Source organism: Gemmobacter caeruleus (genome assembly GCF_008271655.1).
Taxonomy (GTDB): domain Bacteria; phylum Pseudomonadota; class Alphaproteobacteria; order Rhodobacterales; family Rhodobacteraceae; genus Gemmobacter; species Gemmobacter caeruleus.
Genome location: NZ_VKKX01000022.1, coordinates 174,922 through 197,490 on the forward strand (window position 1 = coordinate 174,922; position 22,569 = coordinate 197,490).

Annotated in this window: 22 protein-coding genes and 1 tRNA gene; 12 read left to right on the top strand and 11 right to left on the bottom strand. The window is 68.1% G+C overall.

The features are described from left to right. Window positions 1-86 precede the first annotated feature (86 nt). Window positions 87-1,715 (bottom strand): MFS transporter, encoded by a 1,629-nt coding sequence (locus FOA17_RS07785; RefSeq protein WP_275259793.1) that lies wholly within the window; start codon window positions 1,713-1,715, stop codon window positions 87-89. A gap of 120 nt (window positions 1,716-1,835) precedes the next feature. Between FOA17_RS07785 and FOA17_RS07790 the strand changes: the two genes are divergently transcribed. Together FOA17_RS07790 and FOA17_RS07795 are read left to right on the top strand one after the other, a co-directional pair. Beyond that, the gene (locus tag FOA17_RS07790; protein ID WP_149140908.1) at window positions 1,836-2,168 is read left to right on the top strand and encodes a DnaJ family domain-containing protein; all 333 of its coding nucleotides are present in this window, start codon (window positions 1,836-1,838) and stop codon (window positions 2,166-2,168) included. 37 nt (window positions 2,169-2,205) lie between these two features. Further along, window positions 2,206-3,318 (top strand): pyridoxal phosphate-dependent aminotransferase, encoded by a 1,113-nt coding sequence (locus tag FOA17_RS07795; protein ID WP_149140909.1) that lies wholly within the window; start codon window positions 2,206-2,208, stop codon window positions 3,316-3,318. Between the two features lie 7 nt (window positions 3,319-3,325). On the opposite strand, the gene FOA17_RS07800 is transcribed toward FOA17_RS07795, so the two are convergent. Together FOA17_RS07800 and gatB are read right to left on the bottom strand one after the other, a co-directional pair. Next, on the bottom strand, window positions 3,326-3,748 hold the full coding sequence (locus tag FOA17_RS07800) for a DUF4177 domain-containing protein (protein WP_149140910.1): 423 nt from the start codon (window positions 3,746-3,748) through the stop codon (window positions 3,326-3,328). Between the two features lie 111 nt (window positions 3,749-3,859). Beyond that, window positions 3,860-5,371, bottom strand: coding sequence for an Asp-tRNA(Asn)/Glu-tRNA(Gln) amidotransferase subunit GatB (gene gatB, locus FOA17_RS07805; RefSeq protein ID WP_149140911.1), 1,512 nt, complete (start codon window positions 5,369-5,371; stop codon window positions 3,860-3,862). 170 nt (window positions 5,372-5,541) lie between these two features. On the opposite strand from gatB, the gene FOA17_RS07810 reads away from it, so the two are divergent. After that, complete coding sequence (locus tag FOA17_RS07810) at window positions 5,542-6,150, top strand: transglycosylase SLT domain-containing protein (protein WP_162528196.1); 609 nt, start codon at window positions 5,542-5,544, stop codon at window positions 6,148-6,150. 3 nt (window positions 6,151-6,153) lie between these two features. Here FOA17_RS07810 and FOA17_RS07815 read toward each other — a convergent pair whose 3' ends face one another. The 3 genes from FOA17_RS07815 to FOA17_RS07825 all read right to left on the bottom strand — a co-directional run bounded on the left by FOA17_RS07815 (window position 6,154) and on the right by FOA17_RS07825 (window position 8,140). Then, on the bottom strand, window positions 6,154-6,690 hold the full coding sequence (locus FOA17_RS07815) for a hypothetical protein (protein WP_149140912.1): 537 nt from the start codon (window positions 6,688-6,690) through the stop codon (window positions 6,154-6,156). A 116-nt stretch (window positions 6,691-6,806) separates the two neighbouring features. Next, window positions 6,807-7,436, bottom strand: a complete 630-nt coding sequence (locus FOA17_RS07820) for a 3-oxoacid CoA-transferase subunit B (protein WP_149140913.1) — start codon at window positions 7,434-7,436, stop codon at window positions 6,807-6,809. Next, on the bottom strand, window positions 7,436-8,140 hold the full coding sequence (locus FOA17_RS07825; RefSeq protein ID WP_149140914.1) for a CoA transferase subunit A: 705 nt from the start codon (window positions 8,138-8,140) through the stop codon (window positions 7,436-7,438). Before FOA17_RS07825 ends, FOA17_RS07820 begins: the two co-directional genes overlap by 1 nt. A 138-nt stretch (window positions 8,141-8,278) precedes the next feature. On the opposite strand from FOA17_RS07825, the gene FOA17_RS07830 reads away from it, so the two are divergent. Together FOA17_RS07830 and FOA17_RS07835 are read left to right on the top strand one after the other, a co-directional pair. Further along, window positions 8,279-9,079, top strand: a complete 801-nt coding sequence (locus tag FOA17_RS07830; protein ID WP_149140915.1) for a sterol desaturase family protein — start codon at window positions 8,279-8,281, stop codon at window positions 9,077-9,079. Further along, window positions 9,063-9,713, top strand: coding sequence for a methyltransferase family protein (locus tag FOA17_RS07835; protein WP_149140916.1), 651 nt, complete (start codon window positions 9,063-9,065; stop codon window positions 9,711-9,713). Before FOA17_RS07830 ends, FOA17_RS07835 begins: the two co-directional genes overlap by 17 nt. A gap of 6 nt (window positions 9,714-9,719) precedes the next feature. Here the strand turns inward: FOA17_RS07835 and FOA17_RS07840 are convergent, their stop codons facing one another. After that, window positions 9,720-10,796, bottom strand: a complete 1,077-nt coding sequence (locus tag FOA17_RS07840) for a hypothetical protein (RefSeq protein WP_162528197.1) — start codon at window positions 10,794-10,796, stop codon at window positions 9,720-9,722. 110 nt (window positions 10,797-10,906) lie between these two features. Between FOA17_RS07840 and FOA17_RS07845 the strand changes: the two genes are divergently transcribed. The 4 genes from FOA17_RS07845 to FOA17_RS07860 all read left to right on the top strand — a co-directional run bounded on the left by FOA17_RS07845 (window position 10,907) and on the right by FOA17_RS07860 (window position 15,048). Next, window positions 10,907-10,990: transfer RNA gene (locus FOA17_RS07845), tRNA-Leu, on the top strand. 118 nt (window positions 10,991-11,108) lie between these two features. Continuing rightward, entirely contained in the window at window positions 11,109-12,467 is a 1,359-nt protein-coding gene (gor, locus tag FOA17_RS07850) for a glutathione-disulfide reductase (RefSeq protein WP_149140918.1), read from the top strand. 118 nt (window positions 12,468-12,585) lie between these two features. Continuing rightward, window positions 12,586-13,959 (top strand): L-serine ammonia-lyase, encoded by a 1,374-nt coding sequence (locus FOA17_RS07855; RefSeq protein WP_149140919.1) that lies wholly within the window; start codon window positions 12,586-12,588, stop codon window positions 13,957-13,959. A 147-nt stretch (window positions 13,960-14,106) separates the two neighbouring features. Then, entirely contained in the window at window positions 14,107-15,048 is a 942-nt protein-coding gene (locus FOA17_RS07860) for a DMT family transporter (protein WP_162528198.1), read from the top strand. On the opposite strand, the gene FOA17_RS07865 is transcribed toward FOA17_RS07860, so the two are convergent. After that, a complete protein-coding gene (locus FOA17_RS07865; protein WP_149140920.1) occupies window positions 14,966-15,676 on the bottom strand; it encodes a thiamine diphosphokinase in 711 nt (236 codons plus the stop codon). The two genes, FOA17_RS07860 and FOA17_RS07865, sit on opposite strands and share 83 nt — an antisense overlap. A 138-nt stretch (window positions 15,677-15,814) precedes the next feature. Here FOA17_RS07865 and FOA17_RS07870 point away from each other — a divergent pair, with 138 nt between their 5' ends. Next, the gene (locus FOA17_RS07870) at window positions 15,815-17,962 is read left to right on the top strand and encodes a hypothetical protein (protein ID WP_149140921.1); all 2,148 of its coding nucleotides are present in this window, start codon (window positions 15,815-15,817) and stop codon (window positions 17,960-17,962) included. 93 nt (window positions 17,963-18,055) lie between these two features. Here the strand turns inward: FOA17_RS07870 and FOA17_RS07875 are convergent, their stop codons facing one another. The 3 genes from FOA17_RS07875 to pdxR form a co-directional block, all read right to left on the bottom strand. Beyond that, entirely contained in the window at window positions 18,056-18,286 is a 231-nt protein-coding gene (locus FOA17_RS07875; RefSeq protein ID WP_149140922.1) for a DUF2842 domain-containing protein, read from the bottom strand. A 19-nt stretch (window positions 18,287-18,305) separates the two neighbouring features. Then, window positions 18,306-19,598: an adenylosuccinate synthase gene (locus FOA17_RS07880; RefSeq protein ID WP_149140923.1), complete on the bottom strand. Its 1,293-nt coding sequence runs from the start codon at window positions 19,596-19,598 to the stop codon at window positions 18,306-18,308. A gap of 202 nt (window positions 19,599-19,800) precedes the next feature. Continuing rightward, complete coding sequence (gene pdxR / locus FOA17_RS07885; protein WP_203232288.1) at window positions 19,801-21,255, bottom strand: MocR-like pyridoxine biosynthesis transcription factor PdxR; 1,455 nt, start codon at window positions 21,253-21,255, stop codon at window positions 19,801-19,803. A gap of 84 nt (window positions 21,256-21,339) precedes the next feature. Between pdxR and FOA17_RS07890 the strand changes: the two genes are divergently transcribed. Together FOA17_RS07890 and secG are read left to right on the top strand one after the other, a co-directional pair. Next, the gene (locus FOA17_RS07890) at window positions 21,340-22,050 is read left to right on the top strand and encodes a pyridoxamine 5'-phosphate oxidase family protein (RefSeq protein WP_149140925.1); all 711 of its coding nucleotides are present in this window, start codon (window positions 21,340-21,342) and stop codon (window positions 22,048-22,050) included. Window positions 22,051-22,138: 88 nt separating this feature from the next. Beyond that, window positions 22,139-22,567, top strand: a complete 429-nt coding sequence (gene secG, locus FOA17_RS07895) for a preprotein translocase subunit SecG (protein ID WP_149140926.1) — start codon at window positions 22,139-22,141, stop codon at window positions 22,565-22,567. Window positions 22,568-22,569: the final 2 nt, after the last annotated feature.

The window sequence follows — 22,569 nt, forward strand, 5'->3', positions numbered from 1 at the left end:
CCCTCATCTGTTTCCAAATATCCTCGGGGGGTGAATGGGCCGACAGGCCCAGAGGGGGGCAGACAGCCCCCCTTCCCTTTTCCGGTTCAGGGCAGTTCCGGCGGCGCCTTCAGCGCCATTTCCCCCGGCGCCGGCACGCTGTGACGCTCGATCATGCGATGCACGCGCGGCCGGCCTTCGCCGCGATGCAGTGCCAGCAGGCGCTCCAGATTGGCGCCATCGGCTTGGGTGCGCCGCTCCACATGGCGGATATATTCGACCCATGTGGCCACATGATAGCTCTCCACCCAGATATCGGGGTCTTCCAGATCGCGCAGCAAGGCCCAGTTCCGGGCGCCATCACGACGGCGGATGCGGCGACGCTCCTGCATAACCTCCAGAAATTCGGGCACATCCGCCTCGTCGATCTGATAATCGACCATGATCATGATCGGCCCCGACCGCCCCCGCAGATCCAGCCGCAAGGGCGGGGCCTCGAACGGCCCCACCGGATCGAGGCTGATCCCGCCCAGCTCGTCCAGCGCCAGCCACAGCCCCGCCAGCGCCGCGACGATCAGCGCGCCGGCGGCACAGAACAGCGCCAGCGCCACGCCGCCCATATCCGCCACCCCGCCCCAGACCCAGGCACCGACCGACATGCCGCCAAAGACCGCCGTCTGATAGAAGGACAGCGCCCGCCCCACCACCCAGCGGGGCGACGAAAGCTGTACCGTCACGTTGAACAGCGACAGCGCCATGACCCAGCCCGCGCCGCAGACCAGCAGCGCCGGCGCTGTCAGCCAGAGCGACCGGCTCAGCCCCAGCAGCACCAGACCGCCGGCAAAGCTGAGACAGGCCGCGCGCACGATATGTTCGTTGCGCAGCCGCGCGCGCAGCGGCCCGTTCATCGCCACACCGCCAATCGCGCCCAGGCCAAAGGCGCCCAGCGTCAGCCCATAGGTCAGCGCGGTGCCCTGCAACAGATCGCGCGCCACCAGCGGCAGCAGCGCCAGCACCGCACAGGCGCCAAAGCCGAACAGCCCCGCCCGCAGCATGGCCCGGATCAGCCCCGGCGACATGGCGACATAGCGCAGCCCCGAACTCAGCGCCGCGCGCAGCGATTCGCGCGGCAGGCGGCTTTCGGGATAGGCCGGCTGCCAGCGGATCAAGGCGCCCAGCAGCGGCAGGTAGCTGACGGCGTTGATGCCAAAGGCCGCTGCCGCCCCAAAGGCCGCCACCACGGCCCCGCCGATCGCCGGCCCGACCGAGCGCATCATGTTGAAGCCCATGGAATTCAGGCTCACCGCCTGGGGCAGATCCTCGCGCGCGACGATGTCGCCCATGCTCGCCTGCCAGGACGGGTTGTAAAGCGCCGTGCCGCAGCCGATCAGGAAGGTGCTGATCAGCAGCGTCCAGGGCGTCATCGTGCCGAACCAGGCCAGCGCCGCCAGCCCGGCCGAGGCCAGCAGCAGAAAGACCTGCGACCAGATCAGGATCGACCGGCGCGGAAAATTATCGGCCAGCGCGCCGGCGAACAGCGACAGAACCATGATCGGCAGCGTGGTGGAGGTCTGCACCAGCGCAATCAGCTGATGCGAGGTGGTGAGCGAGGTCATCAGCCAGCCGGCCCCGACGGTCTGGATCAACCCGCCCAATTGCGAAATCACCGTTGCCATCCACAAGAGCCGGAAATCCGGGTTGGCGAAAGGCGCGAAGGTCGGTCTGCGTTCGATCACGGCGAGGCCCCGGGGCAACACTTGTTCCGGCGATAGCGCCATAACGCCCCCATTCCGCGCCGGGTGCAACCCTTTGTCGCAGCCCTTGCCGCCGCTTTCGGTCCGGTGCAGAATCGGGGCATGTCCTGGCTGAACCGGATCGCGGAACGCATGATGCTGAAAGCCCGGGCCGAGGGGCAGCTCTCGGGCCTGAAGGGCGAAGGCCAACCCCTGCCCGAGCGGCCGGGCGATGTGTTCGTGACGGCGGCCGAGGCGGCAGGTTTTCGCATCATGGCCGAGGCCGGCGCCCTTCCCGAAGAAATCACCCTGAAAAAGCAGGTGCTTGCGCAGCAGGCCCATCTCGCGACCCTGACAGACGCGGCAGAGCGCAAGGCCGCCATGCGACATCTGGCCGATCTGCAAATGCGGCAGGCCATGGCCGAAGAGGCGCGCCGCGCCTTCCTGAAAGGCTGATCTTGCGGGACGGCCGGTTTCCGGCTGATATGCCGCCATGACCCAGACGCCGCGCTACACCCCGCTTGCCGTCTCCCTGCCCGCTTCGGTGCCCTTTGTCGGGCCCGAAACTGCCGAACGGCAGTCAGGAAGGCCATTCACCGCCCGTCTGGGCGCGAATGAAAGCGTCTTTGGCCCCTCGCCCCGCGCCATCGTCGCGATGGAGCATGCCGCGCGGAATGTCTGGATGTATGGCGACCCGGAAAATCACGACCTGCGCGCCGCGCTGGCCGCGCATCACGGCGTGACACCGGATCACATCGTGGTTGGCGAAGGGATTGACGGGCTGCTGGGCTATCTGGTGCGCCTTGTCGTGGAACCCGGCGAGGCCGTCGTCACCTCGGACGGGGCCTATCCGACCTTCAACTTCCACGTCGCGGGCTTTGGCGGGGTCTTGCACAAGGTGCCCTATGCCGGCGATCACGAAGACCCCGAGGCATTGCTGGCGGCCGCCCAGCGGCTGCGCCCCAAGCTGGTCTATCTGGCCAATCCCGACAATCCCATGGGGTCGCATCACCCGGGCCGGGTGATCGAGGCGATGATCCCGCGCCTGCCGGAAGGCACGCTGCTGGTGCTGGACGAGGCCTATATCGACCTTGCCCCCGCAGGGACCGCGCCGCAGATCGACGCGGATGACCCGCGCGTCATCCGGTTTCGCACCTTTTCCAAGGGCTATGGCATGGCGGGGCTACGGGTGGGTTATGCCATCGCGGCGCCGGGGCTGATTGCCGCCTTCAACAAGGTGCGCAATCATTTCGGCATCGGACGCATAGCGCAGGCCGGTGCGCTGGCCGCCTTGCAGGATCAGGCTTGGCTGGCCGAAGTGCAGGCCCGCGTCGGTGCCGCGCGCGAGACCTTGGCCCAGATCGCCCGTGCCAACGGGCTGGCGCCGCTCCCCTCGGCCACCAATTTCGTGACGATGGATTGCGGCGGCGACGGCGCCTTTGCGCGCAAGGTGCTGGCGGGCGTCGTGGCGCGCGGCGTGTTCATCCGCATGCCCTTTGTCGCGCCCCATGACCGTTGCATCCGTGTCAGCTGCGGCGACGCGGCCGCGCTGGCCGCCTTTGCCGCCGCCCTGCCCGGGGCGCTGGCCGACGTGCGGGGCGAGTAGGCGCCGCTCAGGCGGTCTCGGTGCTGTCGGTTTTGCCGGCGGGGCCGAGCGTGGGGCTGCGCCCCTCTTCCGCGCGGGCGGCACCCAGACGCGGGGCGATGCTGGCGCCCGGCAGGTCGGTCGCGACGGCCAGTGGTGCCGGCGCCGGCTGTGCGGGCGCCGGTGCCGGCAGCGGCGCGGCTTGCCCCGCCTGCGACGCCAGCGCGCGACGGAACACCAGCACGGTCTGATAGGTGGTGGTCTTGCCGGTCAGGCCGCTGCGCTCGTCGCAGGGCATGGTATCGGCGCGGACATAATCCCACCCCTCGCGCGCCAGTTCGTTCATCACCAGCGACAGCGCATGGGCAAAGCGGTCGGCAGTCGTCTTGACCCCCCGGGCCTTTTCACCCTTGCGGGGGGCCGGGATCACCTTGAATTCGTAAAGCTGCATCGCTGACTCCTGATATCGCGGCGGAGCATGCCCGATTCGGAATGGTTAATGAAGCGACCGGATGGTCGGGCCGGCGGCCTTTCGCCCGGGGGGCGCCGGCCGCCGCGCGAATCACAGGCCGAGCTTTTGCGCCACCATGGCGTTGACCACCGCCGGATCGGCCTTGCCGCCCGTGGCTTTCAGCACCTGACCGGTGAACCAGCCCGCCAACTTGGCATTGACCTTGGCCTTTTCCACCTGGGCCGGGTTGGCCGCGATCAGATCGTCCAGCGCCTTTTCGATAGCGCCGGTATCGGTCACCGCCTTCATGCCGCGGGCCGCCGCCACCTCGGCCGGATCGCCGCCTTCGGTCCAGAGGATTTCAAACAGATCCTTGGCCATTTTCGAGGTGATCTCACCCTTGGCTAGCAGATCCAGCATGCCGCCCAGTTGCGCCGCCGAAACCGGGCTGTCACCGATGGCGTGGCCTTCCTTGTTCAGCCGGCCGAACAGTTCGTTGATGACCCAGTTCGCCGCCGATTTGCCGTCGCGGCCCTGCGCCACGGCCTCGAAAAACGCGGCCGAATCCAGTTCGGCGGTCAGCACATTGGCGTCGTAATCGGTCAGGCCGAAATCGGCCATGAAGCGCGCCTTCTTGGCGTCGGGCAGTTCGGGCATGCGCGCGGCGATGTCATCGACCCAGGCCTGTTCGATTTCCAGCGGCAGCAGGTCCGGGCAAGGGAAATAGCGGTAGTCATGCGCCTCTTCCTTCGACCGCATCGACCGGGTTTCGCCTTTGTCGGGATCGTAAAGCCGGGTCTCCTGCACGATGGAACCGCCATCCTCCAGAATGGCGATCTGGCGCCGGGCCTCGTAATCAATCGCCGCCTGAATGAAGCGGAGCGAGTTCATGTTCTTGATCTCGCAGCGCGTGCCCAGATGCGAAAAATCCTGCGTTTCCTGATACTTCTCATATTGGCCGGGTCGGCAGACCGAGACGTTCACATCGGCCCGCAGGTTGCCGTTCTGCATGTTGCCGTCGCAGGTGCCCAGATAGCGCAGGATCTGGCGCAGCTTCGACACATAGGCCGCCGCCTCCTCGGGGCCGCGAATGTCGGGGCGGCTGACGATCTCCATCAGGGCGACGCCGGTGCGGTTGAAATCGACGAAGGACATGTTCGGGTCCATGTCGTGAATCGACTTGCCGGCATCCTGTTCCAGATGGATGCGTTCGATCCGCACCAGTCGCGCCACACCCGGTGCCATCTCGACCAGCACCTCGCCCTCGCCCACGATCGGGTGGTAAAGCTGGCTGATCTGATAGCCCTGCGGCAGGTCGGGGTAAAAGTAATTCTTGCGGTCGAAGGCCGAGCGCAGGTTGATCGCGGCCTTGAGCCCGAGGCCCGAGCGCACCGCCTGTTCCACGCAATATTCGTTGATGACCGGCAGCATGCCCGGCATGGCGCAATCGACAAAGCTGACATTGCTGTTCGGCTCCGCCCCCACGGCGGTCGAGGCGCCCGAGAACAGCTTGGCGTTGGAGGAAACCTGGGCGTGAATCTCCATCCCGATCACCAGTTCCCAGTCGTGTTTCGCCCCGGAAATCACCTTCGGTTTCGGCGCGTCATAGGTCAGGTCGAGCATCGGTTTCCCCTTGCAATCTTGCCCCCTTCATAGGCAGCGCCGCGCAGCGCGGCAAGGCGCTGCGGGCGGATTTTCGCGCATGAGACCACGCGAAACTTGCCAGATCGCCCTGCCCCCGGGCAAAAGACCCGAGGCGCGCAAGGCGGCGTGTCGCCATTACGGATGCAGCGATGCAGGGCAAACCGGGCAGGATCGTCGGCGGGATCATGGGCGCGATGGCGGCGCTTGTACTGGCTGGCTGCACGACCGAAGCCGGAAAGATGGCGCAGGATCTGACCACGCCGCCCCCGATGCGGTGGGACAATCACCCCCAGGCCGCCGAATGGACCACCAATACCCTGATGGCCGTGGCCGAGGAAGACGATGCGCTGGCGCTGCGTGTGCCGGCCGATATCGGCACCTGGTGCCCGGGTTACGAAGATGCCAGCCTGATGGAACGGCGCGCCTTCTGGGCCGGGCTGATCTCGGCCGTGGGCAAGTATGAAAGCAGCTATAACCCGCGCGCGGCGGGTGGCGGCGGCAAATATATCGGCATCATGCAGATCTCGCCGCGTTCGGCCGCCAATTACGGCTGCGACGCGACCTCCAGCGCCGCGCTCAAGGATGGCAGCGCCAATCTCGCCTGCGCGGTAGAGATGGTCGCGCATCATGTGGAGCGTGACGGCATGGCCGTGGGCGGCGGCAATCGCGGCATCGGGCGCGACTGGATGCCGTTCCGCAAGGCCGACAAACGCGCCGAGATGCGCGACTGGATCAGCCGCCAGAGCTATTGCCAGTAAGGCTCAGCGCAGGCGGAAGGCGCGGGCCAGTTCCTCCAGCGCGTCTTTCTGTTGCGGCGTGATCTGGCCGGTGGTCGATTCCGCCGCCACATCGCGCAGCACCGCCATGCAAGGGTCAAAGCTGGCCGCCCCGCCGCCCAGCTTGACCAGCCGCTTCGCCAGGCGCGTGAATCCCGGCTGCGGCCCGCCGCATTCGGTCACCAGCCAGCGCCCCAGCAACTGTGCCTCTTGCGCGCGGTCGAAATCGTGGCCCAGATGGTGTTGCAGGCTGACCAGCAGCGCCGCCTGCTGTTCGCGCGACGGCAGGCCGCCCAGTTCCATGAAGGCCATGCCAAGCCCGGCAATCGCGACATCGGGTTCCTGAAGGCTGTCCACGGGGTGTTCGTCATGGCGGCGGCGAAAGCCGAAGCGACGCGCGGCGGACAGCACATCGCCCGCCATATCCGCCAGTTCACCCGCGGCCTGCGCGGCATTGCGCGCCCGCAGGATCCAGAACACCACGGCCCCCGCGGCCGCCAGAAGCGCAAGGAAAACCGGCATCACACACCCTCCGAACCAGACCCTGACAGGGCTGACACAGGCGGCGCGTGCCGTCAATCCCGCAGGCGCTGCCTGCGGTTGCGTGCGGGCCGGTCCATCCCGGCCCGCACGTGGGGTCAGTTGACCAGCGTCGCCTCGGTCGCGGCGCGCAGTTCGGCCTCGGTCACGCCATCGGCCAGTTCCACGATCTTCAGCCCGCCCGGCACCACATCCAGCACGCCCAGGTTGGAGATGATGCGATTGACCACCGCCTTGCCGGTCAGGGGCAGGGTGCAGGCCTTCAACACCTTGGATTCGCCGGCCTTGTTGGTGTGGTCCATCACCACCACCACGCGGCCGACACCGGCGACCAGATCCATCGCGCCGCCCATGCCCTTGACCAGCTTGCCGGGGATCATCCAGTTCGCCAGATCGCCCGCCTCGGACACTTCCATCGCGCCGAGGATCGCCATGGCGATCTTGCCGCCACGGATCATCGCAAAGCTTTGCGCGGAATCGAAATAGGCGGTCTGCGGCAGTTCGGTGATGGTCTGCTTGCCGGCATTGATCAGGTCGGCATCCTCCTCGCCCTCAAACGGAAAGGGGCCCATGCCCAGCATGCCGTTTTCCGATTGCAGCGTGACGTTCACCCCTTCGGGGATGTAGTTCGACACCAGCGTCGGGATGCCGATGCCCAGGTTGACATACCAGCCATCCTGAAGCTCTTGCGCGGCGCGGGCCGCCATCTGATTGCGATCCCACGGCATTAGACGGATTCCTTCTTGCGCACGGTGCGCTGTTCGATGCGCTTTTCGTGCGGGCCCTGGATCAGGCGATGCACATAGATGCCCGGCAGGTGGATATGATCGGGGTCCAGGCTGCCCAGCGGCACGATTTCCTCGACCTCGGCCACGCAGATCTTGCCGCAGGTCGCCGCCGGCGCGTTGAAATTGCGCGCGGTCTTGCGGAAGACGAGGTTGCCCGACGGATCGGCCTTCCAGGCCTTGACGATCGACAGGTCGGCCACGATCCCGGTTTCCAGGATATAGGTGCGGCCGTTGAAGTCCTTGTGGTCCTTGCCCTCGGCGATCACGGTGCCGACCCCGGTCGCGGTGTAGAACCCCGGAATGCCCGCGCCGCCCGCGCGCATCCGTTCGGCCAGCGTGCCCTGCGGGTTGAATTCCAGCTCCAGCTCGCCCGAGAGATACTGGCGCATGAATTCCGCGTTCTCGCCGACATAGGACGAGATCATCTTGCGGATCTGCCGCGTCTTGAGCAGGATCCCAAGGCCGAAATCATCCACGCCGCAATTGTTCGAGGCGATGGTGATGTCCTTGGTGCCGGCGTCGCGGATCGCATTGATCAGCAATTCGGGAATGCCGCAGAGGCCAAAGCCCCCTGCCGCAATCGTCATGCCATCGAACAGCACGCCCTCAAGCGCGGCCCGGGCATCGGGATAGGTCTTGCTCATGAATCCCCCTGCAAACTCTCCGCGACAAGTAGTGGCGGCAGGCGCGGCCCGAGTCAATCGCCGCGCCGCGGCGAAGCCCTCTGGCAGGCCGGGCGAAATTCCTATGCAACCGGCCCTTTTCCCGGCATTATTCAGGCCATGAATTACACGGCATTGATCATTCTGGCCTGCATCTTCATTCCGCTGGAGCGGCTTTTTCCCCAGCATCGCGGGCAGCCCATCCTGCGCAAGGGCTGGCTCAGCGATCTGGTCTATCTGCTGGTCAATGGCTGGATCGTGCGGTTCATGACGCTGGCGGTCATCGCGGGGGTCATGGCGGGTTTCGGCATGGCCACGGGGGGCGAAAGCCTGACCGGCGCCGATCGCTGGCCGCTGGCGGTGCAGGTGGTCGCGGTGACGGTGGTCGCCGATCTGGGCTATTACACCGCGCATCGGCTGTCGCATCATGTGCCGCTCTTGTGGCGGTTTCATTCGGTGCATCACAGCAGCGAACAGCTGGACTGGCTGGCCACCTATCGCGTGCATTTCATCGACCAGACCTTTACCAACTGCCTGTCGCTGCTGCCCGTCTTCTTTCTGGGTTTTTCGGTGCAGGCGGTGGCGATCTTCGCGCTGATCTATCAGGCGCAGGCGATGCTGATCCATTCCAATGTCCGGCTGCGTTTCGGGCCGCTGAAATGGGTCTTCGCCTCGCCGGAATATCACCATTGGCATCATGCCAACCGGCGCGAGGCCTATGATCGCAACTTTGCCGCGCAACTGTCGATCATCGACCTGCTGGCCGGCACGATGTTCCTGCCGCGCGGCCAGCACCCCGACCGGTACGGGGTGGACGATCCGGTGCCGCCGCAATTTCACCAGCAATTGCTCTATCCGTTTCGCGCCGCCCCTGCCGCGCGAGCGCCTGCCGAGGACATGACCCATGAACCTGAAGGCTGAAGACCGCCTGGGCCAGTTCGCCATGCTGGCCGTCTTCGCGCTGATCTGGCTGACGCAGATCCTGCGGCTGGCGCAGCTCTGGCTCATGCGCGACCATATACCGTTCTGGGGGCTGGCGCTGGTGTCGCAGGTGCTGGCGACGCTGTTCGTGATGTTCGTGCTGCTGTTCACCCTGCGCCGTCTGCCCGTGCGCGATGCGGCGACCGGCCTTGCGCCGCGGCTGGTGGCGGTGCTGGGCACCTTTGTCATGATGGCGATGGTCGCGCTGCCGGTGGCCGAGACGCCGCCGGCGCTGCGGCTTGTCGCCACGTTGCTGGTGGTGGCGGGCACCGCGCTGTCGATCCATGTGCTGCGCGCGCTTGGCCGGTCTTTCGCGATCATGGCCACCTCGCGCGCGCTGGTCACGACCGGGCCTTATGGCGTGGTGCGCCACCCGCTTTATGGGGTGGAGCTGATCACCATGGCGGGCGTGATGCTGGGCAATCTGTCGATCTGGTCGGCGGGGCTGTTCCTGCTGTGGCTGGTGCTGCAAATCCGCCGCGCCGATTATGAGGAGGCGGTCTTGCGCGCGAGCTTTCCCGACTACGCCGATTACGCACGCCGCGTGCCGCGTTTCATCCCGCGCCTGGGCTGACGCGCCTCAGCGGTGCAGCATGGCGTAGGACAGAAACGCCATGGCATTGTGCTGCACAAAGTCGATCTGCACCCGGTCGCTGGCATCGCCGCGCCGGAACTGGCCCCGCCGGAACCACCGCAGTTGCAGCGCAAGGTTCATCCGCAGCGTCGCGTCGATCCGCGCGATCTGCTCTGCATCGAAGAACCGCCCCGGATGGCGCCGGTCGAGCCAGAGAAACCGCGCCAGTGCCTCGGACCGGCAGGCGATCGGGGTGGATTCGCGGCGGTCGCGATAGGCGGTGTCGGTGGTGATCGCGGTCAAGAGATCGGCGAGATAGGCCCGGCCGAGCGTGTCGGGCACCAGCCCCGCATCGCAGGCCGCGCAGGCGGCATAGCCCATCCAGTGACTTTGCACCTCGATCCCGTAGCCGCGCCGCATCAGCGCCTCGGCCACGGGGGCGGTGCGGGCGGCGGGGGCGCCGGCGGCGATCAGGCCGAACAGCGCCTCGCCGGTGTAGTAATCGCTGTGAAAGCCGTCATCCAGGCCGCCATCGAACAGCCGCCGGTGATGGAAATCGCCGGCATCCGGCCCGGGCCGCTGCTGGGCCAATGCGTATTCCGACAGCGCCTCCATGCAGGGCGCCAGCGCCAGCGGCAGTTTCAGCCGTGGCAGGCCCGCGCTTTCCCGCGCCTCGGACAGCATCAGCAGCGCCAGCCCCACACCGCCCAGCTTGACCTTGCCCTTGGTCACCAGCGCCAGGCCCGGCGCCCAGTCGGGCGCCTGCATCCGCCGCCCGGCATAGCCGATGCCGGCCGCCAGCGCCCGCGCCTCGGTCTTGAGGAGCGGCAGTTCCAGCGCGTTCACCGCGCTGAGCATGAACCACAACGTGCCGCAATGGCGCAGCATGTTATAGCCCTCCAGCACCGCGGCGGGGTCGTCCTCGGCATGGGCATAGACAAAGGCCCCGTCGGCCCCAAGCAGGCGGAACAGGTGCAAAAGCCCCTCGACCGCAACCGCCTGTGCAAGCTCGGGGGTCACCGCCTCGGGCGGCAGGGCGGGGGTCAGGGGCGCTTGGGCGGCGGGCATGGTGTCAACTCGCATCAGGGAACTGCCCCCTGAATGTGCCGCCCGCGGGCCAAGGTCAAGCGCCGGCGCCATGGCGGGCACAGGTGATTGAAGGCGGGCGCGGCGGCTGCTAGGGATCGCATCGGGGCCGCTTGGAGGAATGGTAGACTCAAGGCACTTAAAATGCCTGGCTTTCGGGCGTGCGGGTTCGAGTCCCGCAGCGGCTACCACCCCGGCCCGGGCGCGCCGGCGCTTCACATTCGGGCCATTTCCGGCGCCAAGGCTTGCGCCCGCGCCCGTCCCGCGCCATGTCTTCGGTCCCACCACCGCGCAGCGCAGGAGCCGAGCATGACCTTTGACCATGATCTTTTCGTCATCGGGGGCGGCTCGGGCGGGGTGCGCGCGGCGCGGATCGCCGCCTCAGAGGGCAAGGCCCGCGTCGCATTGGCCGAGGAATACCGCATGGGCGGCACCTGCGTCATTCGCGGCTGCGTGCCGAAAAAGCTGATGGTCTATGCCAGCGAATATCCCGGCCTGATCGAGGATGCCCGCGCCTATGGCTGGAAGGTGGCTGATGGCAGCTTTGACTGGGGCCATTTCCGCGCCGCGCTCGACAAGGAACTGAACCGGCTGGAGGCCGCCTATCGCGGCGGGCTGACCAATGCCGGCGTGACCATCCATGACCAGCGCGCGCGGGTGGTCGATGCGCATACGGTCGAACTGGCCGACGGGCAGCGCTTCCGCGCCAAGCACATCCTGATCGCGACCGGCGGCCGCCCCTTCGTGCCGCATTTCCCCGGGTCGGATCTGGCGGTCACCTCGAACGAGATCTTTCGGATGGACGCCCTGCCCTCGCGCGTGCTGGTGGTGGGCGGCGGCTATATCGCCTCGGAATTCGCCTGTATCCTGAACGGGTTGGGGGTGAACGTCACCCAATCCTATCGCAGCGAACAGATCCTGCGCGGCTTTGACGACGAATGCCGCAGCCATATCGCCGATGCGATGCGCGCCTCGGGCATCGACATCCGCCTGCACAGCATCGTCACCGGCCTGCGCAAGACCGGAACCGGCATCCTTGCCAGCTTTGCCGAAGGGCATGAGGCGGAATATGATCTGGTGCTTTATGCCACCGGCCGCGTGCCCAACAGCGACGGTCTGGGGCTGGAGGAAGCGGGCGTGCGTCTGGGCGCGCGGGGCGAGATCACGGTCGATGACCACAGCCAGACCTCGGTCCCGTCGATCTTTGCCGTGGGCGATGTGACCGACCGCATCAACCTGACCCCCGTCGCCATCCGCGAGGGGCATGCCTTTGCCGATACCGTGTTCAAGGGCCAGCCCCGGCAGGCCGATCACGATCTGGTCGCCTCGGCCGTGTTCACCCAGCCGGAATTCGGCACGGTCGGCCTGTCCGAGGAAGCCGCCCGCGCGCAAGAGCCGATCGAGGTCTATACCGCGCGTTTTCGCCCGATGCAGACCCTGTTCGCCGGGCGCGAGGATCGGGTGCTGATGAAGCTGGTGGTCAGCCAGTCCAGCCGCAAGGTGCTGGGCTGCCACATCGTCGGCCCGGCTGCGGGCGAGATGATCCAGCTTGCCGCCATCGCGGTGAAGATGGGCGCCACGAAAGAGGATTTCGACCGCACCGTCGCCGTGCATCCCACCATGTCCGAAGAACTGGTGACGATGCGCACGCCCACCCGTCGCGACTGACGGCCCCGCACCGGCGGTGCCGCCGATGCGCCGCTGGTCAAACCTGCCGCGCCATGTCGTATTTCGCCTGCCCTCGGCGCGGAAACCCGGCATAGTCGGGCCGAACAGGGAGTCTCAGATGTTTCTTTCGGTTTTCGACATGTTCAAGGTCGGGATCGGCCCGTCCTCCTCGCATACGATGGGGCCGATGGTGGCGGCGGCGCGGTTTCTCGACCGGCTGCGCGCCAGCCCCTTCCATGCCCATGGGCTGCGCGCGTCGCTGCATGGCAGCCTGGCCTTTACCGGCGTCGGCCATGCGACCGACCGCGCCACGATCCTCGGTCTCGCCGGGTTCGAACCGGCCAGCTATGACCACGAAAAGGCCGAGGCCGCGCTGGCCGAGATCAGCGCCACCCGGACGGTGACGCCGCCGGGGCTCGGGCCGCTGCGCTTTGATCCCAAGGCCGACATGCTGTTCGATTTCGGCCCCGCCCTGCCCGGCCATGCCAATGGCATGATCCTGCGCGCGCTCGATTCCGAAGGCGACGTGATCCTGGAGGAAACCTATTACTCCATCGGCGGCGGTTTCGTGCTGACCGCGGCCGAACTCGCCGCTGGCGAAAAGGCGGCATCGGGCCCCAAGGTGCCCTACCCGTTCGAAAGCGCGGCACAGATGCTCGACATGGCGCGCGCCTCGGGCCTGTCGATCGCGGCGATGAAACGCGCCAACGAACTGGCGGTGCGCAGCAAGGCCGATCTGGAAACCGGGCTTGACCGGATCTGGGCGGTGATGGAGGCCTGCATCGACCGCGGCATGGCGGGCGAAGGCATCCTGCCCGGCGGGCTCAAGGTGCGGCGGCGCGCGCGCGGCATCCATCAGGCGCTGCTGGCCGAACGCGGGCTGAACATGACGGCGCCGCACACGATCAACGACTGGATGTCGCTTTATGCCATGGCGGTGAACGAGGAAAACGCCGCCGGCGGGCAGGTCGTGACCGCGCCCACCAATGGCGCGGCCGGGGTGCTGCCGGCGACGATCCGCTACTGGCTAGATCATGTGCCGGGTGCCAGCCGCAGCCAGATCGGGGATTTCCTGCTGACCGCCGCCGCGATCGGCGGGCTGTGCAAGCATAATGCCAGCATCTCGGGCGCCGAATGCGGCTGCCAGGCCGAGGTGGGCAGCGCCGCCGCCATGTCGGCCGCCGGGCTTTGCGCCGTGCTGGGGGGCACGCCGGAACAGGTGGAAAACGCCGCCGAGATCGCGCTGGAACATCACCTCGGCATGACCTGCGATCCGGTCAAGGGGCTGGTGCAGGTGCCCTGTATCGAACGCAACGGGCTGGGCGCGATCAAGGCGGTTTCGGCCGCCAGCCTTGCGCTGCGCGGCGACGGGGTGCATCTGGTCAGCCTCGACGCCTGCATCGAGACGATGCGCCAGACCGGCCATGACATGCACGAGAAATACAAGGAAACCTCTCTGGGCGGGCTGGCGGTCAACGTCCCCAACTGCTGAGGTCTGCTTTTCCCGGATACTCTCGGGCGGCGCGACTGGCGGCGGGGGCAGGCAGCCCCGCCGCCCCGGCAGCGACAGGATCTGCCGCTTTCGGACGCGAAAACCGCAGCCCCGCCCGGCATCCTCGCCCGAGGATAGGAGCGCGCGATGCCCCACGACCGCCCCCTGATGGGTGCCCTCTTGATGATTGCCTTCTGCGTGCTGGCGCCGCTGCTGGATGTCTGCGCCAAGCTTGCGGCGGCCGAACTGCCGGTCGGGCAGATCACGCTGGCGCGGTTTGTCGTGCAGGTGGCGCTGATGTTGCCTGTAGCGGCGCTGCTGCGCGACTGGGGGCATCTCACGCCGCGCCTGATCGGGTTGATCGGGCTGCGCGCGGTGTTCCTCGTCCTTTCGACCTATTGTTTCATCGCGGGCATCGCGGTGATGCCGATCGCCGATGCGCTGGCCATCGTCTTTGTCGAACCCTTCATCCTTTTGCTGCTGGGCTATCTGCTGTTTGGCGATGCGGTCGGGCCGCGGCGGATCATCGCCTCGGTCATCGGTTTTGCCGGGGCGCTGCTGGTGATCCAGCCAGCCTTCGTGACCTTTGGCTATGTCACGCTGTTTCCGCTGGGCACGGCGTTCCTGTTCGCCTTCTACATGCTGGTGACCCGGGCCATGGCCAGCAGCCTGAACCCGGTGCCGATGCAGCTCCACACCGCGATTGCGGGCGTCGCGATCTGCGCCCCGGTCATCCTCTGGGCCGAGGGCAGCGGCCTGCCCGACCTCGATCCGGTCATGCCGCAGGGGGTGTTCTGGCTCTGGCTGTTCGGGGTGGGGTTCTGGGCCACGGTCAGCCATATGTGCATGACCTACGCGCTGAAATTCGCCACCGCCGCCGCCCTCGCACCGCTGCATTACTTTGAGATCGTGATCGCCGTCGCCCTTGGCTATCTGGTCTTCGGCGATTTCCCCAATGCGCTGACCTGGGCGGGGATCGTGGTCATCACCGCCTCGGGTCTTTATGTCATCTGGCGCGAAAGGGCGCTTGCACGGCTGGCCGCGTCAGCGCCCGGATCGCCGCATCCAGCCGCGCAGCCGGCAGAATGACCAGCACGCCGGGGCGGTCGAAATCCAGCCGCACCCGCGCCGCGCTCACCCGGTTTGAGGTGCCGATCCGCCCCATCGGCGACAGGGTCAGCCCGTCGATCGGCCATTCCAGACCGACACTCCGCCCCGTCACCTCGGTCAGCGGATAGAGCGACAGCCGGTCGCCCGGGCGCAGATGCAGGTCAAGCCGGGGCGGCGCGGCAAGGATCACATCCTCCGGCCCCATCAGCAGCACCGGCGCGCCCCCCGCCGCCTGATGCCGCATCAGCCCGGACAGCACCGCCAGCCCGTGATCGGCCCGCCCGCCCAGACAGCCCGGCGCCAGCACCAGCCGCGCGCCCGCCCCCCGCAGCGCCAGCAGCGCCTTGTCGAAATCGGTGGTTTCCTGCTCTGCCACCGCATGCAGCCGCGCCGCCCCCAGCCGGGTGCGTGCCGCGTCGGAAATCGAATCGAGATCGCCCACCACCGCCGCCGGTTCCACCCCAAGCGCCAGCGCGCGGTCCGCCCCGCCATCCGCCGCGACCAGCACCGGCGCGCGTTTCAGCGCCCGGCGCAGTTCCAACCGGCGCAGCGGCCCGCCCGCGACCAGCGTGACAGCGGCGCCGGCATCGACAATCGGCTGATTCATGCGGATACTGTTCCTGAATTAAGGCAAGGCGCCGGGTTGCGGGCCATAATCAATCCTTCAAATTACCCCTATCTGTCCACGGAATTGAACCTTGAGGCGGTAAAGTGGCATCATGGTTTGTAGAAGGCGAAACATCCGATGATCGGAGCCAGTAAAATCCTCACGGTCTCCTACGGGACGTTCTCCTGTACCCTGGAGGGGTTTGACGACCCGTTCAACACGATGAAGGCCATCGCGGAATATTTCCGCGACCTGGCGGCGGAGGATCGCTATTTCGGCGCCGAGCCGCCGACCCCCGATGCCGCCATGCTTCACCGTATTGCCGAGCGCGAGATTCAGCGCCGGGTCGAGGCCAAGATTCAGGAAAACGGCGTGATCCTGCGCGCGGCGGATATTCCGGCGGTCGAATCGCGCGATGCGGCGCCGGTTCCGGCCCCGGCCCCTGCCGCGCCGGTGGCCGAGGTCGCCCTGCCCGAGGCCCCCGCCCCCGCCGCGCCGGTTTCGGCACAGGATCAGAGCGTGGCGGAAAAGCTGTCGCGCATCCGTTCGGCGGTGGCGCGGTCGCAAACCTCCACGATCACCCCGGCCGCCGCCGTGCCGCCCGCCCCTGCCTTTGAATCCGCCGCTTTCGACTATGTCGAAGATGCCGATGACGTGGCTCCGCTGCCGGCGCCCGCCGCCCTGTCCGACTTTGCGGAGGATGACCTGGCGGTGGATCTGGCAGAGGAAGATTTCACCGCCGAGCCGGAAGCTGCCTTTGACAGCGCCGATGACGGTGCGATGCTGGCGCATCTGGCCGCCGCCGAGGCCACTTATGGCGGTCTGGCCCCTGAACCGGCCGAGACGCTGCCCGCCGATCTGATCGAGGATCTGCCGGAGGATCTGGTCGAAGATTTCGCCGAGGAAGTGGCCGAGCATTTCGCGGATGAGCTGGCGCATGCCACCCCCGACGATCTCGCGGCCAGCTTTGCGGAACCCGAGGTCACCTTCGACGACGAGGACGATCTGAGCGGGCTGCTCTCGACCCTGGCCGCCGAAACCGCGGCCAAGGCCGAGGAGGCCGCTGCCGCGCCGATGCCCGCCGAAGAAGGGTTCGACGCCGAAGACCTGACCGAAGACATGGCCGAGGATATGGCCGATGTCACCTTCCGCTTTGATGACGCCGAACCGACCGCCGCGGCCGAGGTCGAAGCCACGCTACCCGAAGCCGAGGTCGAAGCCGAGCCCGTCGCCGAAGCCCCCGCCCAGCCCGTGCGCCCCGAAGCGCAGGAGCGGCTGGAGCGCGCCCGCGCTCGGGTGATCCGCATCCGCCGCGCCCCGGCGCCAGAGGCCGAGACCGCCGAACTGGCCGGCGACACGCCCGCCGCCCCGGCGCTGACCCCCGAGGCCGAGGCCGATCTGATCCGCGAACTGGCCGAGGTGCAGGCCGAGGCCAAGCTCGCCCCGCCGGCCGAGGGCGCCGCCGCGCGCCCCGTCCGTCCGACCCGGCCGGTCCGCCCGGTGCGCCCCAACCGCCCCGTCACGCCGCCCTCGGCCGCCGACACCAATGACGCCGCCGTCTCGCGCCTGCTGGAAGAAACCAATTCGCAACTGGCCGGCCCGGAAAATCGCCGCCGCCTGGCCGCGATCCAGCATCTGAAGGCCGCCGTGGCCGCGACCGTCGCCGAACGCCGCGCTGGTGCCGCCAAGCCGGTCAGCGAGGCCGAGCGTCTGGACCCCTATCGCGAAGACCTGTCGCAGATCGTGCATCCCAAGGCTGACGCCCCCGCCCCGGCCAGCCCGCGCCCGACGCCGCTGGTGCTGGTTTCGGAACAGCGGGTCGATCGGTCCGCCGCCGCCTCGGTTACGCCGATCCGGCCGCAGCGCGTGGCCGCCGCGACCGCCGTCGCCGCCGCCTTCGATCCGCAGGATCTGGAGGAGGACGAAGACGATCTTGTTGCCGGAGAGGCCGAGGATGACAGCGCCGACGAGGACGAAAACATGTTCTCCGACAGCGGCGATTTCTCGGAATTCGCCGAACGGCTGGGCGCCCAGGGCCTGCCCGCGCTGCTGGAGGCCGCCGCCGCCTATGCCGCCTGCGTCGAAGGCCGGCCGCATTTCTCGCGGCCGCAGATCATGCGCCAGATCGCAGCCTTGCAGGAAACCACCGGCAGCAGCCGCGAGGACAGCCTGCGCAGCTTTGGCACGCTGTTGCGCGACGGGCGGATCGTGAAGGTCCGCCGCGGGCAATATGCACTGAGCGAGGGCTCGCATGTGCTGGCCGAGGCGCGCAAGATCGTCGGCTGACCCGCAAGGGATACAGAGCCGGGTTGCAGGGCTGCCACTCTCCCCGGACGGAAAAGGCGGAAGGTCACCCTTCCGCCTTTGCCATTTCCGGGATCAGTCGCTTTCGGGCGGGGCGTCCGGGTCGGGCTGGCCCACCCCGCGGAACACCGCGCGAAAGGGCAAGGCCCACAGGAACCCCAACCCGACATAGATCAGCAGTTCTAGCCAGATCGGCGGGCGGTCCAGCGCGCCCATGATCCCCCAGGCCACCACCACATAAAGCGGCAGGCCCAGCAACAAGATCACCAGCGCGAGGCGCTTGCGGGTGCGATAGCTCAGCGCCATGGCCGGTTCCTCCCCCGTCTCAATCCGCGAAAGGATCGGTGACCAGGATCGTGTCATCGCGCTCCGGGCTGGTCGAAAGCAGCGCGACCGGGCAATGGATCAGTTCCTCGACGCGGCGCACATATTTGATGGCGGCGGCCGGAAGCTCGGCCCAGCTGCGCGCGCCGGCGGTCGATTCGCTCCAGCCTTCCAGCTCTTCGTAGATCGGCTTGCAGCGCGCCTGCTGATCGGCGGCGGTCGGCAGATGGTCGATCACCGTGCCGTCCAGATCGTAGCCCACGCAGATCTTGAGCGTCTTGAAACCGTCCAGCACATCCAGCTTGGTCAGCGCGATGCCCGACACGCCCGAGGTGGCGCAGGTCTGGCGCACCAGCACGGCATCGAACCAGCCACAGCGGCGCTTGCGCCCGGTCACAGTGCCGAATTCATGGCCCCGCTCGCCCAGACGTTCGCCATCGGCATCGTCCAGCTCTGCCGGGAAGGGGCCTTCGCCCACGCGGGTCGTATAGGCCTTGACGATACCCAGCACGAAGTCGATCGCCGTCGGCCCCAGGCCCACGCCGGTCGCCGCCTGCCCCGCCAGGGTATTCGACGAGGTGACAAAGGGATAGGTGCCGAAATCAACGTCCAGAAGCGCGCCCTGCGCCCCCTCGAACAGGATGCGCTTGCCGGCGCGACGCGCCTCGGTCAGCACCTTCCAGACCGGCGCGGCAAAGGGCAGAACCTGCCCGGCGATCTCGGTCAGGGCGGCGATCAGCCCGGCGCGGTCCACCGGCTCCAGGCCCAGACCCTTGCGCAGCGCGTCATGATGCGCCAGCAGACGGTCCACCCGGGTTTCCAGCGTCGCCGCATCGGCCAGATCGGCCACGCGGATGGCGCGCCGACCGACCTTGTCCTCATAGGCCGGGCCGATGCCGCGGCCGGTGGTGCCGATCTTGGCCACGCCCACGGCGCCTTCGCGGGCGCGGTCCAGCTCGCCATGCAGCGGCAGGATGAGCGAGGTGTTCTCGGCGATCATCAGATTGTCGGCGGTGATCTCCACCCCCTGCGCGCGCAGCTTGGCGATCTCGGCCACCAGATGCCAGGGATCCAGCACCACGCCATTGCCGATCACGCTCAGCTTGCCACCGCGCACGATGCCCGAGGGCAGCAGCGACAGCTTGTAGACCTTGCCGTCGATGACGAGCGTATGGCCCGCGTTGTGACCACCCTGAAAACGCGCGATCACATCGGCGCGTTCGCTGAGCCAGTCAACGATCTTGCCCTTCCCCTCGTCGCCCCATTGGGCGCCCACGACGACGACATTGGCCATGCCAGCAATCCTTCGGCAGAGTGAAACCCGCGACCGTATATAGAGAGAGGCCGCGCGATGACAGAGGAAAATCGCCGCATCGCCCCAAGCAATGTCGGGGCGGACGCAAGGCAGCGGCGCTGTCCCCTTTGGCCTCTGGTTAATTCGCCCCGGGCTGCCTGGAAAAAGAGTGGCACGGGGAGCCCTCCTCCCCTCCACTTTCTCAAATATCCTCGGCTTGGGAATGCGCCGCAGGCTCAAAGGCGGCAGACAGCCCCCCTTGCACCGCCGCCCGCCCGCGCCGCGCCGCCGCGCCCAGCACCTCGGGCGCGTGGCCGGAAAAGCCGATGACGAGGCCGGGCCGCGCGGGGCTGGGGCAATCGGGGCCGGCATACATCCCGCTCAGGGCGCGGCAGCCAAGGCCGGCTGCGCGCAGGCGGGCGACAAGGGCGTGATCATCGGTGCCGGTCGGCAGCGGCAGGGTCAGGTGCAGGCCCTGGTCCGGCGCCTTCGGCTGCGCTCCGCCATCCCGCAACGCGGCCACCAGCGCATCGCGTGCGGCAAGGCTGCGCAGTCGCGCGCGGCGCAGGTGGCGGGCAAAGCCGCCCTCGGCCAGAAACGCCGCCATGGCGGGTTCGATCAGCCCGGCCGGGGCGCGGTCGCTGCGCTGGCGCAGGGCCAGGACCGGGGCGATCAGCGCTTCGGGCAGCACGAGATAGCCCATGCGCAGCCCCGGCATCAGCGCCTTGGAAAAGGTGCCGGCATAGATCACCCGCCCGGCCCCATCCATCCCTTGCAGCGCCGCCAGCGGCGGGCCGGCATAGCGGAATTCGCTGTCATAATCATCCTCGATCACCCAGGCGCCGGCCCGCGCCGCCCAGTCGAGCAGCGCGAGGCGGCGGCGCATCGACAGCACGACGCCCAGCGGAAACTGATGCGCCGGGGTGACATAGGCGGCGCGGGCGCCGGGGGCACGGGCGATGCCCGCCGCCACGTCCAGCCCCTCGGCATCGACCGGCACCGGGCAGAGCCGCTGATCCGCAAAGGCCGCGCGGGCCGACGGATAGCCCGGATCCTCCATCCAGACCGTGTCGCCTGGGGCCAGCACCGCCCGCGCGATCAGGTCAAGCGCGCCCTGCGTGCCCGCGGTCAGCACGATCCGGTCAGGGTCGAGCCGCAGCCCGCGCGCGACGCGCAGGTAATCGGCCAGCGCCGCGCGCAGGCCGGCATCTCCGCGCGGATCGGCATAGTGGAACAGCGCGGGCGCCGGGCGAGCAAGCGTCCGGCTCACCAGCACCCGCAGCGCCGCAAGGCTGATCGGGTCGGGAAAGGCCAGGCCCAGGTCGCCCGGCAGGTCACGCGCCTGCCAGGCCGCTGTGGTGGGCGGCGCGGCGGGCGGCGGCGCCAGTTGCGGCACGGCGCCGGCGACAAAGGTGCCCGCACCCACCCGCGCCTCGGCAAAGCCCTCGGCCAGCAGCATCTCGTAGCCGGCGACCACCGCGCCCCGCGCGAGGCCCCATTGCGCGGCCAGCGCACGGCTGGGCGGCAGCTTGGCCCCGGGCGGCAGGCGCCCGGTCTCGATCGCGCGGCGCAGCGCGGCATAGACCCCGCGCGCCCGTGACCCCGGCAGGTCGCTGGCGGCGGGCATCAGCGGGATCAGCCCCGACCAATCGGGCATATTGGTCTTATTTCTTTTTGCCATATTGGACCTCATCCGAACCAATACTGCCTGCTATAGCGGATCGGAGCAAGAGAGGCTGCGATGACCGATTACCCGACCACCCCGTTGAACCGCATCAAACGCAACGCCAAGCGCGCCGTTTATGACCGCGCCGCGATCCATGGCATTCTGGATGCCGCGATGATCTGCCATCTGGCCTATGAGATCGACGGCCAGCCCTATTGCACGCCCACGATCCACTGGCGGGAAGGCGAGGTGCTCTATTGGCACGGCTCCTCGGCCAGCCGGGCCTTGCGGGCGCAGGGCAAGGGGCTGCGGGTCTGCCTGACCGTCACGCATCTGGACGGGCTGGTTCTGGCGCGATCGGCCTTCAACCATTCCTGCAACTTCCGCTCGGCCATGGTCTTTGGCACGGCCGAACTGGTCAGCGACCCTGCCGAGAAACGGGCCGCACTTCTGGCGATCACCGACCGGCTGCTGCCGGGCCGCAATGCCGAATTGCGCCCGATGACCACGCAGGAGATCAAGGCGACCTCGGTCATGCGGATGACGATCGAGGCGGTCTCGGCCAAGGTGCGGGCGGCGAATGTGGGGGATGATGACGAGGATGGCGCGCATCCGGTCTGGGCCGGGGTGATCCCGCTTCGGCTGGTGACCGGGACGCCGGAGCCGTCGCCGGTGCTGCCCGCCGGCATGGCGCTGCCCGCGCATCTGGCGCCCTTTGCGCCCGGTCGCCCGCTGGATGCGGCGCTGCAAGAGACGCAGGCGGCCTATGAAAACGCGGCGGACTGAACGCATTGGCGGATGCGCGCCGCCTCAGGGCTTGCGCGCACCGCCCCTTCCGCCTAGATAGGCGCGTCAGCACGAAAACGGCGGCCCCATGGAAAACGTCATCCTCACCATCCACCTGATCCTTGCGCTTCTGCTTATCGGCGTCGTGCTGTTGCAGCGCTCCGAAGGTGGCGGGCTGGGCATGGGCGGCGGTGGCGGCGCCATTTCGGCGCGCGGCGCGGCCAATGCGCTGACCAAGCTGACCTGGATTTTCGCGATCGGCTTCATCATCACCTCGCTCACGCTGACCATCATTGCCGCGCGCAATGTCGGCGGGTCGGTGACCGAACAGCTGGGCGGCACGCTGGCCCCCGCGCCCGTCGCCCCGGCCGCCCCGGACCTGAGCCTGCCGCCGGCCACGACCGACGCACCGCTGGCCCCGCCGCGCCCGGATGCCGCCCCCGAGGCCACCCCGGCTCCGGCTCCGGCCACGCCTGCGGCCCCCGCCACCCCGGCGGCCCCCGCCCCGGGCAACTGACG